Source organism: Gilliamella apis (genome assembly GCF_002142155.1).
GTDB lineage: Bacteria > Pseudomonadota > Gammaproteobacteria > Enterobacterales > Orbaceae > Gilliamella > Gilliamella apis.
This window is the reverse complement of record NZ_NASD01000006.1, coordinates 22,494-35,615: the sequence shown is the minus strand read 5'-3', so window position 1 is coordinate 35,615 and position 13,122 is coordinate 22,494. Positions and strand designations below refer to the sequence as shown.

The window sequence follows — 13,122 nt, the reverse complement described above, 5'->3', positions numbered from 1 at the left end:
TTAATTTTATTTTATTTGAGTCACTTCAAGTTGTTTGATATAGGTACTAACTTTGTTTAATAATCCTAAACCATTTGATTCGGCAACATTGGCACCAGTTGCTGATGCCTTTTTCATGGCTAGTTCATAATTGTTTTGAGCAGGAAGCCATTCGCTAAGAAATGCAGCTAGCGATGCATCTCCTGCACAAGCAGAACTTAATTGTTTTATGGATACTGAATTACAGAACCAAATATTTTTCCCGTTTGAAAAGTAAAGTCCTTTTGAACCCATAGTTAGTAAAATATTTTGTGCTCCTTGCTGATGAACATTTTCTAATGCTGCAATTATTTGCTCTGTTGTATCAGTTGTAAAACCAAAAATATCTTTTAACTCTTCATTATTAGGTTTGATAAGTAAAGGTTTATAAATTAATAAATCTTTTAATTTAGTATGACTAATATCTAAAATTATTTTGATATTTTTGCTTATGCAAATTTTTAAAATTAATTCCAAATAATCAGGTTCAATGTTATTTGGCAAACTACCACTTATAACTAAATAACTGTTATTGTTGAGTGACTCAATAATAGTTAGCATTTCAGCTTTTTTGTTATCAGGAATAAAAGGTCCTTTAGAGACCAATTTATATTCATTTTGTTCATCATTAATAAAAACATTAATTCTGGTAATATCATCGATCAAACAAGGGATAGTTTGAATTTGCATCTTAGTTAGTTCATCAATAATATATTTTCCCGAAAAACCACCAAAAAAGCCTAATGCACAAGTAGGCTTATCAAATTTATTTAATACAATTGAAACATTAACTGCTTTACCGTTAGGGCTATATTCTGTATCTAGTGTTCTATTTACTGAATTGGGTTTTAGCCCTTGGCAATGAATATTCATATCAATTGCAGTATTAAGTGTTAAAGTGTAAATCATATGATTTCCTTTATAACTTACCTGCACAGCCACAAGTTGTAATGATTTTTTTGACAATCTCTTTCATTGCTGCTTTAGCTGGTTTCATATAGTGTCGAGGATCATTAGCATCTGGATTTTCAATAAAGTATTGTTTTAGGGCATCAGAAAAAGCAATTTTTAATTCAGTTGCAACATTTACTTTACAAATACCACGTTTGATACATTCGCGAACATCTTTATCTGGAACACCTGAAGCGCCATGTAAAACTAATGGTATATCTACTACTGAACGAATTTCGGATAAGCGGTCAAAATCAAGTTTTGGTTCTGATTTATACATTCCATGTGCTGTACCTATCGCAATAGCCAGAGAGTCTATATTTGTTTTCTTAACAAATTCTATAGCTTGTTGTGGATTTGTATATAATGCATCTTTAGCATCGACAACCAGATCATCTTCAACACCACCAAGGCGGCCAAGTTCTGCTTCAACACTTACGTCATATCTGTGAGCATAATCAACAACACGTTTTACGAGGGCAATATTTTCATCGAAAGGAAAGTGTGAACCGTCAATCATTACTGATCTAACACCAGCATTAATTTTGTTAGTTATATCATTGAATTCTTCATGGTGATCTAAGTGTACTGCTAATGGAACATTATGTTTTCTTGATAATTCATTGGCAATAGCAATGATATTTTCAGTTCCTGCATAGCTATATGTTCCTGGTGTGCCAGCCAAAATGACAGGAGATTGACATTCTGCCACGGTTTCAACAATTACTTGCATTGTCTCTAAATTATGAATATTAAAGGCGGGAATAGCATACTGCTCTTTTTGGGCTTTTTTTAACATATTATGACTTGAGATAATACTCATTTTACTGCTCCTTAACTGTAGTGAACCTCATAACCTTAAGTTACTTTCAAATTGGAATTATTTTTTATCAATTATGATTGCAAAATGAAAGTTATACTAGTGTAAATTTTGTGAGATGGATCACAAATACTAACTTTTGTCGCTGAATAAGAAATGTAATTGAGTATTTTTTTTGTCAAAAATTTTTTCCTAACCTAGAATAAGAAATAACGGATCATATATATGAAAATTATATAGTTACAGTTTGAAACAGTTATGGTTCGTTACTAAATATTTATATGACCTGTTTTATGTGTCTTGTACAAAGTATTTACCATTAACATAGGAAGTGAAAATTGGCTAAAGCATCTTCAGCGCTATTGAAACGTCGATTAGATATCGCAAAAATTGTACGCCAAAATGGTGAAGTAAAAGTTGATGAGTTGTCTGATCAGTTAAAGGTTTCTCATGTTACTATCCGACAAGATTTAACTTACCTTGAGCAACAAGGATATTTAAAACGTTCATTTGGCGGCGCTATTTATATTTCTCCAGAAGGGCAAGTGCATAATTCTGCTACAATTAATTCAAGTCAAACCAAAGGCAATTCTGATATTGATTTAGCAAAAGCTTGTTTAAGCTATATTAATGATGGTGATACTATTTTTTTAGGACATGGTTTTTTAACTCGGAAACTAATCCCTTTTTTGCATAAAAAAAAATCGTTACGTATTATCATGAACGATCTAAGAAATGCACAATTAGTACGTGAATTTTCTGATGCAGAAGTCATTTTAATTGGTGGCGTTTTATGTGAAGGAAATATTATTAAAAGCTGTAATGACCTAATCAGTATTCGCAATAACTACGCCATTTCCCATTTCATTATCGAATTGGCAGCAATTGATGAAAATAATGATCTAATTATTGAAAATAGTGAACAAAAAGAAACATATCAACAAATCTTAAAAAACTCTAAACATACTATTGGTCTTTTATTAGAAAGATCTTTGCTTACGGATAATCATAGTATTGGTAAATTAAAACATATAGATGTCACAATTTTATCTAAAGCAGCGGTGACTGAATATCATCACCAATTGTTAAATTGTAATTTTAAACAAATTGCAATTAATAAATATTGTATGACTTATCATAATCTATTGGGGACATAACTAAGATGGAATTTAAAATTTGTACTGTAGGTGAATTGCTGGTTGAATTTTTGGCAAAGGAAAGTAATCAACGCTTTGATCAAACAGGTGAATTTATTGGTCCTTATCCAAGTGGTGCTCCAGCAATATTTGCCGATCAAGTCGCTAAATTAGGTTTTCCTGTCATTTTTTTTAGCTGTGTGGGAAAAGATAGCTTTGGAAAAATGTGTATTAATCGGCTTAAAAAAGATGGTGTGATTATTGACGGTATAACTTCACATAGTATGGCTAATACTGGTAGTGCGTTTGTTAGTTATCAAGACCATAGTGATAGAGATTTCATTTTTAATATTCCCAATAGTGCATGTGGTTTATTATCTTTTAATCATATTGATGAAAAATTGTTAAAAGATTGTACTCATTTGCATGTTATGGGCTCTTCGCTTTACTCTTTTCGAGCCATTGATGCCATGAGAAAAGCATTAGATATCATTAAAAATAAAGGAGGAACAATTTCGTTTGATCCTAATTTACGTAAAGAGATGTTTAACATTCAAGAAATGGAGCAATCTTTTGGTTATATTATGGAGTATACTGATATTTTCTTACCTAGCGAAAATGAGGTTTGTTATTTTGCTCAAAATAATGATGAGAGTGAACAACAAACTATGTCAACTTTATTAAACAATGGTATTAAGCATATTGTTGTAAAAGGTGGTGCTAAAGGTGCCAATTATTATGGTTTAGATGAACAAAAAAGCTTAAAAATGATTCATGTTGATGGTTTTAATGTCAATCCAGTCGATCCAACAGGCGCTGGTGATTGTTTTGGTGCAACATTTGTCAGTTTATTATTAGCCGGATATCCTGTTGAAACTGCATTGCAATTTGCTAATGTGAGTGGTGCATTGGCTGTATCAAAACAAGGGCCGATGGAAGGAACATCTTCACTTGTCGAAATCAAACAGTTTTTATCACAACATACAACTGTTTAACGAGGTAATGAAAACTTAATTTTCCTTTTTACAAAAAAATCCCAATAACATTGTTATTGGGAAAACATAAGGAATAGGAAAACAATGAAATAAATGCATTGTCAAATCTAGTATGCTCTTTTTTTAAAAAAATGTAAGTAAAGATCTCTATATGTTTGTTTAAATAGTTAGTATTTTTTTTGTTAATTTAGAGTAAAGAAAAATTGTTATCTTATTTTAATTAATTTTGTTATAAGAAAATTTCAAGCAATGAATTTAAGAATAGTTTGCCATGGTCTGTTATTTGCCAGTTTTTTTCATCTTCAATTAAATAATTCTTTTCGATAGCAAGTGAAATTGATTGTTCAATAGATTGTATAGGTAAAAATGTTCTTTGTTCAAACTCCATTTTAGGTGTTGGTTCAAATAGTCTGAATCTATTCATAAAAAATTCAAAGGCTAATTCATCTTTAGCTACAGTATAAGAACGCTCTAAATAACGTCCTTGCATATATCCCTGCGGGTGTTTTGTTTTTACCGTACGAATAATAGTACCGTCATTTTGTGTTAGTTTGCCATGAGCACCACAACCAATACCGATATAATCGCCGAATCGCCAATAATTTAAATTATGTTGGCATTGATAATTTGGTTTTGCATAAGCCGATGTTTCATATTGTTGATATCCATGTTTAGTTAGCAATTGGTGGCCTTGTTGATAAATATCCCAGAGCATATCATCATCAGGTAAAAGCGGAGGTTTAGAACCAAACAAAGTATTCGGCTCAATTGTTAGTTGATACCAAGATAGATGTGGTGGTGCGATTGCAATTGCCTGTTTAAGATCATGCAATGCATCCTGAATTGTTTGATTTGGTAAACCATGCATTAAGTCTAAATTAAAGCTTTTTAAATTTAAATCATGAGCTAATTTTCCTGCATCTATTGCTTCTTGTGGATTATGAACTCGTCCTAACTTTAAAAGCTTATCTGATTGAAAGCTTTGTACTCCGATCGATATTCGGTTGATACCTGCTTGCTGATATCCTTTAAATCTTTCTACATCAACGGAATTAGGATTTGCTTCGATAGTAATTTCTGCATTATGATTAATTGGTATTATTTTGTTTATACTTACCAACAATTTATTAATTAATTCAGCAGAAAATAGGCTTGGAGTTCCACCACCTATGAAAATTGAATGAATGGAACGATCATGAGTAAGCAATACATCTTGTTTTAAATCATTAATTAAATGATCAATATATGCAGAGTAATCCGGCGCACTCTTCATTTTGTGTGAATTAAAATCGCAATATGGACATTTTTGCACGCACCATGGCATATGTATATATAAACTCAGTGGAATTTTATACTGAAACATATGCCTTTCCTCAAATTTTTTACAAAGCGTAAGTAACTGATAAGAAATAGCTGGCTATATTACTCCAATTTAGTAAAAAAAGCTTTTATTGTCTGTATTCCGTTTTTATAATTCGAGTAATATGCGTACAATTAGTTCTAGATTAAAGGCAGTATTCGCCAAGCAGATTAAATAGTTAGGAGTAAATATGAGTATTATTAAGCAGATTTTAGATAGTTATGCTACCGGTTCGTCATTGAGTTTATCAGTCCATCAAAATATGTTTGGTGAATTACCTGTCTTAGTGATTAAACATCCAAAATGTTCAGCAGCAGTATCGTTACAAGGCGCTCATTTACTATTTTGGCAACCTTCAACAGAAACGACACCCGTTATTTGGTTGAGTCAAAAAGCAAATTTTAAAAAAGAAATGGCAATTAGAGGTGGCGTGCCAATTTGTTGGCCATGGTTTGGTAAATTGGGTGATCCTATGCATGGTTTTGCTCGTTTAGTTGAATGGCAATTAGATTCTTGTAAAGAAGACAATAATGGTGTTGATCTAACTTTATCATTAACCAATAACCAACAGACAAAACGTTTTTTCACAAAACCTTTTCAGGCATGGTTAACCATCCATGTGGGACAAACTTGTGGAGTGACATTATCCTGCCAAGGAGATTTTGAGGCTACAAGTGCATTACATACTTATTTTGGTATTAATAATATTGATAATGTTACTGTTAAAGGTTTAGGGGATTTATATCAAGATCGCTTACCAGTTGAAAATAAACCGGCTATTTTAGGACAACTAACCTTTAATCAAGAAGTTGATCGTGTTTATACTAATGCTGATGAAGCAATCACCATCTTTGATGGGAAACGAACTATAAAATTAACTAATATTAATGCAAGTGATGTCGTTACTTGGAATCCTTGGATAGATAAGGCCAAAGCAATGGCTGATTTCGCTGATCAAGAATATCAATCTATGGTATGCGTTGAGACCTGTCGTATTAATAAACCGTTAAAATTATCGACAATACAAAAATCAGTATATGGGTTTAAGATTGAAGTGATTTAAGCATTATCTTTTGCTTATTATAAATGCAATCAATATGTGACTTTATCTTTGTAGAGTTGATTATTTGATTGCGTTTACTAACATAACACTTTATAATCCCTAGCGCTTTTTAGAGCACTAATTTTATAACCAACTACTGGGTCGCCTGTAATTGGTTTTTATTTTGAATAAATAAGAGAAATCAATATGTTTACATTTAAAGCTGAAGTAAGAAAAGAGCATGGTAAGGGTGCGAGCCGCCGCCTGCGTCACGCTGGTCAGTTCCCGGCTATTGTCTATGGTGGAACAGAACCTGCAGTTTCTATCGTGTTAGATCACAACCAAGTGTTCAATATGCAAGAAAAACCAGAATTTTATTCTGAAGTATTAACTATTGAAATTGATGGTAAAGCAGTTAAAGTTAAAGTACAAGCAGTACAACGTCATCCATTTAAACCAAAATTAGTTCATATGGATTTTGTACGTGCATAATTGCTGATTGTTGAAGTATTATTCAACATATTTTTAGATAAAAGGTCACCATATAGGTGACCTTTTATTTTTTTATTTGAGTCTAAAAAAGACAAATACCTATTATTATGATTTATTCTATTAACTTGATGTATACTGGTAATCAAACATAATAAAATAAATTGTAGATGACACCATTTTAGGAGAACTTCATGTCTGATATCCCAGCTTGCGATTTAGTTATTTTTGGCGCTAAAGGGGATTTAACGAGGCGTAAACTTTTACCGTCTCTATATCAATTAGAAAAATATGGAAAGTTACCAAAACAGACAAAAATTCTAGGTGTAGGCCGTGCTGATTGGGATCAAAAGGCTTATGCTGAAGTAGCTAAAGATGCGTTGACCTCATTTATGTCCGAGCCTTTAGATGAAAGTGTTTGGCAACGACTTAGTCAGCGTCTAAACTTTCATAAATTAGATGTTAATGATATATCAGGGTTTGATTCTTTGAAAAATAAACTTGAAAAATCGCATCCTGCTATTTTTTATTTTGCTATGCATCCGAATGCATTTGGGACTATCTGTCAAGGCTTAGCAGCTGCAGGTTTGAACCAATCTCAAAGTCGAATTGTCATGGAAAAGCCATTAGGTTTTGATTTACAATCATCGAAAGAAATTAATGATTCAGTTGCAAAATTTTTTAGTGAGTCACAAGTTTATCGTATTGATCATTATTTAGGCAAAGAGTCAGTTTTAAATTTACTTGCATTACGCTTTGCTAACCCTGTGTTTGCTGCATTTTGGGATAGAAATTCAATCGATCATGTTGAAATAACTGTTGCCGAACAAGTTGGAATTGAGGGGCGTTGGGGTTATTTTGATAAAGCTGGGCAAATGCGAGATATGGTGCAAAATCATTTATTACAAATTCTTACTATGATTGCAATGTCGCCACCGGCAAATCTTGACGACGATAGTTTACGTAGAGAAAAGATTGCAGTACTGAATGCATTACGTCCAATTAATAAAGCTAATATTCGTGAAAAAGTAGTTAGAGGCCAATATACGGCTGGATTTGTTAATGGTATTAATGTGCCTGGTTATTTAGAAGAAGATGGTGCTAATAAGCAAAGTAATACGGAAACATTTGTTGCTATTCGTGTGGATATAGATAATTGGCGTTGGGCAGGGGTTCCTTTCTATTTAAGAACGGGTAAACGCTTACCAAGCAAATGTTCTGAAGTTGTGGTTTATTTTAAATCTTTACCGCTTAATTTATTTAGCGAATCTTATTCAGAATTGCCACAAAATAAACTAACTATCCGTTTACAGCCAGATGAAGGTATGGACATTGAAATTTTAAATAAAGTTCCTGGCTTAGATAGTACTCATAATTTACAAACTACTAAGCTAGACTTAAGTTTTAGAGAAACATTTCATCAACATAGTGCTGATGCTTATGAGCGTTTATTATTAGAAGTGATGCGTGGCAGACAAGCTTTATTTGTTCACCGTGATGAAGTTGAAGCAGCATGGAAATGGGTTGATTCAATTATTAGCGCTTGGAATTTAGATAATGAATCACCAAAAACCTATCCTGCAGGTACTTGGGGGCCTGTCGCTTCAGTGGCTTTGATCACCAAAGATGGTCATTCATGGCATGAATTTGAATAGAGGAATTGCGAAAATGTTTACATTAAATAAATATTCAAACAGTCAAATATTGATTGAAGATTTAGCCGCCCATATTGTCAAAGAACTAAAAAAGGCTATTGATAAAAAAGGACATGCTTCTATCGCCGTGTCTGGTGGAAAAACACCTATACCACTATTTAAATTACTAAGCCAACAAGATTTAGATTGGCATAAGGTTTTTATTACATTAGTTGATGATCGATGGGTAGCTGATACTGATGATGCAAGTAATGAGAAGTTAGTATTAACTTATTTACTACAAAATAAGGCTAAATTAGCTAATTTTGTCGGCTTGAAAAATAGTTGTGATAATCCATTCGACGGTGCAGAAATTACCGATAAAATATTAAATAAAATTCCGATGCCATTTGATGTGTTAATTTTGGGAATGGGTGAAGATGGACATACTGCCTCGCTTTTCCCTGGCGCAGCTAATTTAATGGCGGGGTTAGATATGAAATCCGGTCGCAAAGTTATCGGTATGACACCATTAACCGCTCCACTTGATCGTATTACCTTAACATTACCTACTATTTTAGATAGTGAAAATATCTATTTACATTTAGTTGGTGAAAGTAAAATGCAAGTACTTGAGCAAGCAGAACAAGGCGACGATATTAATCAAATGCCTATTCGTGCAGTTTTGCAGCAAAACAAAGTTAATGTTATTGGTTTTTGGACTGCTTCTTAACTAAATCAAGATTGCCAGTTCTGACTGGCAATATTCTAATTTTCAGTCTGGTACTAAAATCTATTGTTACCAAAAATCATTTATCTTTTATATTTATAATGCTCTGATCAACAGCATTTTTTATTAGAAAACATAACGTTTAGTATTTAATAACTACATCCATAATTCCTTTTAATATTTTTTATTACTTTATTCCAGTTGTTAGTATTTACTAGCAGTTATAGACATTTTTTACATTGGTAGAAATAAATTAATTAAACATCTATTATTTTATTAACTTTTGTGGTAAAAAGTGGGGTAAAGTGGTAAAAAATAGGATTTTAATTAACATATTGATTTTTTTATTAATTAAAAACAATAAAAATTGTTAATTATGGTGCTTTCATGTTTAGTGGTGCAATTTCAATCAATTTAGATAGTAAAGGGCGAATAGCAATTCCTACTCGTTATCGTGATTTTTTGTCTGACGGTTTAGTTTGTACCATTGGTTTATATCATCCTTGTTTAACACTTTATTCAATGTCTGAATGGCAAAAAATTGAATTACAACTATCAACATTGTCGACTATTATTGAAGTAGAAAGAAGAATTAAAAGGCTACTATTAGGTTATGCAACGGAATGTAATTTAGATAATGCTGGACGTATTTTACTTCCACCAACTTTACGTACTTATGCAAAACTAGAAAAACATACTATGTTTGTCGGCCAATCTAATAAATTTGAAATTTGGGATGAAGGAATATGGTATCAACAAATTAGTGATGATATTGCTGCGTTACCAACAGATATTGAAAACTTATCAGATAATTTAAAAAATCTAACAATTTAATAAGAGTAAATAACAATGGATTATCAACATAAAACAGTTTTATTAAATGAAGCTGTAGAAGCATTGAATTTAAAAAAAAACGGTATTTATGTTGATGGGACTTTTGGCCGTGGTGGTCATTCTCGTTTGATCCTCGAACAATTAGGTGACAAAGGAAAACTAATAGCAATTGACCGTGATGATAGGGCTGAGCAAGCAGCATGTCAGATAAATGATCCTAGATTTACTTTTGTTAGAGGTGAATTTTCTAATGTATATCAATATATTAATGAATTAGGGTTACTAGGTTGCGTTGATGGTTTTTTGTTAGATTTAGGTGTGTCATCACCTCAATTAGATGATCCTGAAAGAGGATTTTCTTTTATGAAAGATGGACCACTTGATATGCGAATGAATAATCATAAAGGTATAACTGCAAGTGAGTGGTTACTAAATAGTGATGAAAATGATATTGCATGGGTATTAAAAACTTTTGGTGAGGAAAAATTTGCTAAACGTATCGCGCGGGCAATTGTCGAGCAAAATAAGATAGCACCAATCACTCGTACCTTAGAGTTAGCGAGTTTAATTGAAAAAGTGACTCCGAAGAAAGATAAAAATAAACATCCAGCAACACGCTCATTTCAAGCTATTAGGATTTACATAAATAGTGAACTTGAGGAAGTTGAACAAGCATTAAATAGCAGCTTGTCAATACTGGCTAACCAAGGAAGACTTGCGGTGATTAGTTTTCATTCCTTAGAAGATAGAATCGTAAAACAATTTATTAATAAACAGAGTAAAGGTCCAGATTTACCTGCAGGGTTACCATTAACAGAACAACAAATTAAACAATATGGTAATGCTAAATTAAAATCACTTGGCAAAATTAAGCCGAGTAATGATGAAATATATGGTAACCCGCGTTCACGTAGCGCGATATTAAGGATAGCAGAAAGGAAAAATGAATAGTAACCAAAACAATGAAATTTATAACAGAACTAGTGTAGAAATACACAATCAAAAAAGACCAAGTAAAAGTTTATTTGGATTAATCCTTAATGATTTGCTTGGTCATCAAAAGATTTCATTATTGTTATTGTTACTTATTATTATCTCAGCTGGTGCTATATTGATAACAACACAGCAGGTACGTAAACAATTATTTGAACGTGAACAATTACTACTTGAACAAGATGTATTAGAAAGTGAATGGCGTAATTTAGTTATTGAAGAAAACGTGCTTGCAGATCCAAAACGGATTGAAGAAAAAGCTAAAAATCAATTAAGTATGTCGTATGTTACACCTCAAAATGAAACCGTTATTGTGATAAAGAGTAAATAATGAAGTTTGCCAATAAAAATAAAAAAGATAACGTAAGACTTACTACGAAATCGAATAAAGGGAATAAATTAAACAGTAAAAAGCAAGTTTTTACGCTTAATCGATTCTACCTAGTATATGGCTTTATTATTTTAGCCATTATTGGTTTGTTGATTAGATTGGCTATTTTACAAATAATCGAACCCGATAAACTTATTGCTGAAGCCAATAAACGTTCTATTCGTCATCAAGAAATGAGTGCACCGAGAGCGATGATTACTGATCGTAATGGCAGAGCACTGGCCGTTAGCGTTCCAATGTATGATGTTTGGGCTGATCCAAAAATAGTTGTGCAAAAAGGAGGGGTTGATGCCAATGATATTCGTTGGCAAGGATTAGCGAAAACGTTAAATATTCCAATGTCGACATTAGAACAAAAATTGAGTAATCCATCGATGCGTTTTGTTTATTTATCTAAACAAATTACACCAACCATATCAGATTATTTAAAAAAATTGAAATTACCAGGAATATCGTTTGCTAAGACATCAAAACGTTATTACCCTGCAGCAGAAAATATCGCCCAATTAATTGGCTTAACAGATACCGATGAAAACGGTACAGAAAAAGGTTCTGAAGGTATCGAAAAAAGTTTTAATAAATGGCTTATTGGTGAATCAGGACAACGTGTAGTAAGACGAGATAGAGTTGGTCGTGTTATTGAGGAGCTAGAAAGAACAGAAAGTGAAATTGCCTCTGATTTAACGTTAAGTATTGATGAGCGTTTACAGTCGCTCGTTTATAGCGAGCTTAGTCAAGCTGTTACATTTAATAAGGCTGATAGTGGTACAGCTGTTTTGATCGATGTTCATACTGGTGAGATTTTAGCGATGGCAACTAGTCCATCCTATAATCCAAATAATCGTTCTTCAATTGATTATAATTTGTTACGAAATCGAGCCATAACAGATGCATTCGAGCCAGGTTCAACAGTTAAACCTTTAGTTGTTATGGCTGCATTAGAAAAGAAAATAGCTGATTTGAACACTATCATAGATACTAGACCGTTTTTAGTTAACCGCTATGAAATAAAAGATGTTTCTTATCAAAAAGCACTGAATTTGGCTGGTATTTTGGAAAAATCCAGTAATGTAGGGGTAAGTAAATTAGCACTGCAAATGCAATCAGGTGATCTGGTTGAGTTTTATAGTCGTTTTGGCTTAGGCCAACCAACAGAACTTGGTTTAGGCGGTGAAGTTAGTGGTTCTATTGCTGCCGATAGAACAAGAAAATGGGCGGATATAGAGCGTGCAACTTTTTCTTTTGGTTATGGCTTAAGTGTTACCCCATTACAATTAGCTCGAGCTTATGCAACTATAGGTAGTTATGGTGTTTATCGACCGGTTTCAATATTAAAAGTGACAGAACCCGTAGAAGGTAAACGGGTTGTAAGTGAAAAAATAGCTAAAACTGTAGTGCAATTGATGGAAGCTGTGGCAGTAACCGGTGGCGGAACTAAAGCCTCAGTTCCTGGATATAGTGTCGGTGTTAAAACGGGTACAGCTAAAAAACTAGCTGGTGGTCGATATGTCAACCAGTATTTAGCTTATACCGCAGGTATTGCACCGGCAACAGGGCCAAAATATTCACTAGTTGTGGTAATTGATAATCCAAAAGCAGGACAATATTACGGGGGATCCGTTTCAGCGCCTGTTTTTAGTCGAATTATGGGTGGTGTTCTTAGAACAATGAACGTTAAACCAGACCGCCAAGTAGATGGCCAAATGATCGTATATTAGTAGGTAACAAA

The 13,122-nt window shown here is 32.9% G+C and carries 13 protein-coding genes; 10 read left to right on the top strand and 3 right to left on the bottom strand.

The window, feature by feature from the left end; all coding sequences use genetic code 11:
• Positions 1 to 6: 6 nt before the first annotated feature.
• Entirely contained in the window at positions 7 to 927 is a 921-nt protein-coding gene (locus B6C84_RS04315; protein WP_065651613.1) for a 1-phosphofructokinase family hexose kinase, read from the bottom strand.
• Between the two features lie 10 nt (positions 928 to 937).
• Positions 938 to 1,792, bottom strand: coding sequence for a tagatose bisphosphate family class II aldolase (locus B6C84_RS04310; protein WP_034901151.1), 855 nt, complete (start codon positions 1,790 to 1,792; stop codon positions 938 to 940).
• Positions 1,793 to 2,127: 335 nt separating this feature from the next.
• On the opposite strand from B6C84_RS04310, the gene B6C84_RS04305 reads away from it, so the two are divergent.
• Entirely contained in the window at positions 2,128 to 2,946 is an 819-nt protein-coding gene (locus B6C84_RS04305) for a DeoR/GlpR family DNA-binding transcription regulator (RefSeq protein WP_086320956.1), read from the top strand.
• A gap of 5 nt (positions 2,947 to 2,951) precedes the next feature.
• Positions 2,952 to 3,920, top strand: a complete 969-nt coding sequence (locus tag B6C84_RS04300) for a sugar kinase (RefSeq protein ID WP_034901154.1) — start codon at positions 2,952 to 2,954, stop codon at positions 3,918 to 3,920.
• A 229-nt stretch (positions 3,921 to 4,149) separates the two neighbouring features.
• On the opposite strand, the gene hemW is transcribed toward B6C84_RS04300, so the two are convergent.
• Positions 4,150 to 5,283, bottom strand: a complete 1,134-nt coding sequence (gene hemW / locus B6C84_RS04295) for a radical SAM family heme chaperone HemW (RefSeq protein ID WP_086320955.1) — start codon at positions 5,281 to 5,283, stop codon at positions 4,150 to 4,152.
• Between the two features lie 187 nt (positions 5,284 to 5,470).
• Between hemW and B6C84_RS04290 the strand changes: the two genes are divergently transcribed.
• From B6C84_RS04290 to ftsI, 8 genes are all read left to right on the top strand, one after another.
• Complete coding sequence (locus B6C84_RS04290; RefSeq protein ID WP_086353898.1) at positions 5,471 to 6,343, top strand: D-hexose-6-phosphate mutarotase; 873 nt, start codon at positions 5,471 to 5,473, stop codon at positions 6,341 to 6,343.
• 186 nt (positions 6,344 to 6,529) lie between these two features.
• Positions 6,530 to 6,814: a 50S ribosomal protein L25 gene (gene rplY, locus B6C84_RS04285; protein WP_034901157.1), complete on the top strand. Its 285-nt coding sequence runs from the start codon at positions 6,530 to 6,532 to the stop codon at positions 6,812 to 6,814.
• A 191-nt stretch (positions 6,815 to 7,005) separates the two neighbouring features.
• Positions 7,006 to 8,466, top strand: coding sequence for a glucose-6-phosphate dehydrogenase (zwf, locus tag B6C84_RS04280; protein ID WP_086320953.1), 1,461 nt, complete (start codon positions 7,006 to 7,008; stop codon positions 8,464 to 8,466).
• Positions 8,467 to 8,479: 13 nt separating this feature from the next.
• Positions 8,480 to 9,178: a 6-phosphogluconolactonase gene (gene pgl, locus B6C84_RS04275; RefSeq protein WP_065578134.1), complete on the top strand. Its 699-nt coding sequence runs from the start codon at positions 8,480 to 8,482 to the stop codon at positions 9,176 to 9,178.
• Between the two features lie 384 nt (positions 9,179 to 9,562).
• Positions 9,563 to 10,009 carry a division/cell wall cluster transcriptional repressor MraZ gene (gene mraZ / locus B6C84_RS04270; protein WP_034901162.1) on the top strand — a complete coding sequence of 149 codons (447 nt, stop codon included), beginning with the start codon at positions 9,563 to 9,565 and terminating at the stop codon, positions 10,007 to 10,009.
• Between the two features lie 15 nt (positions 10,010 to 10,024).
• On the top strand, positions 10,025 to 10,960 hold the full coding sequence (gene rsmH / locus B6C84_RS04265; RefSeq protein ID WP_086320952.1) for a 16S rRNA (cytosine(1402)-N(4))-methyltransferase RsmH: 936 nt from the start codon (positions 10,025 to 10,027) through the stop codon (positions 10,958 to 10,960).
• Positions 10,953 to 11,333: a cell division protein FtsL gene (ftsL, locus tag B6C84_RS04260; RefSeq protein ID WP_065578131.1), complete on the top strand. Its 381-nt coding sequence runs from the start codon at positions 10,953 to 10,955 to the stop codon at positions 11,331 to 11,333. Before rsmH ends, ftsL begins: the two co-directional genes overlap by 8 nt.
• Positions 11,333 to 13,111 carry a peptidoglycan glycosyltransferase FtsI gene (gene ftsI, locus B6C84_RS04255; protein ID WP_034901166.1) on the top strand — a complete coding sequence of 593 codons (1,779 nt, stop codon included), beginning with the start codon at positions 11,333 to 11,335 and terminating at the stop codon, positions 13,109 to 13,111. Before ftsL ends, ftsI begins: the two co-directional genes overlap by 1 nt.
• The last annotated feature ends 11 nt before the right edge of the window (positions 13,112 to 13,122 follow it).

Coding starts and splice junctions, on each gene's coding strand:
- mraZ (WP_034901162.1), top strand. CDS start 9,563: ATGTTTAGTGGTGCAATTTCAATCAATTTAGATAGTAAAGGGCGAATA.
- ftsL (WP_065578131.1), top strand. CDS start 10,953: ATGAATAGTAACCAAAACAATGAAATTTATAACAGAACTAGTGTAGAA.
- rsmH (WP_086320952.1), top strand. CDS start 10,025: ATGGATTATCAACATAAAACAGTTTTATTAAATGAAGCTGTAGAAGCA.
- rplY (WP_034901157.1), top strand. CDS start 6,530: ATGTTTACATTTAAAGCTGAAGTAAGAAAAGAGCATGGTAAGGGTGCG.
- B6C84_RS04290 (WP_086353898.1), top strand. CDS start 5,471: ATGAGTATTATTAAGCAGATTTTAGATAGTTATGCTACCGGTTCGTCA.
- pgl (WP_065578134.1), top strand. CDS start 8,480: ATGTTTACATTAAATAAATATTCAAACAGTCAAATATTGATTGAAGAT.
- B6C84_RS04315 (WP_065651613.1), bottom strand. CDS start 927: ATGATTTACACTTTAACACTTAATACTGCAATTGATATGAATATTCAT.
- B6C84_RS04310 (WP_034901151.1), bottom strand. CDS start 1,792: ATGAGTATTATCTCAAGTCATAATATGTTAAAAAAAGCCCAAAAAGAG.
- hemW (WP_086320955.1), bottom strand. CDS start 5,283: ATGTTTCAGTATAAAATTCCACTGAGTTTATATATACATATGCCATGG.
- ftsI (WP_034901166.1), top strand. CDS start 11,333: ATGAAGTTTGCCAATAAAAATAAAAAAGATAACGTAAGACTTACTACG.
- B6C84_RS04300 (WP_034901154.1), top strand. CDS start 2,952: ATGGAATTTAAAATTTGTACTGTAGGTGAATTGCTGGTTGAATTTTTG.
- zwf (WP_086320953.1), top strand. CDS start 7,006: ATGTCTGATATCCCAGCTTGCGATTTAGTTATTTTTGGCGCTAAAGGG.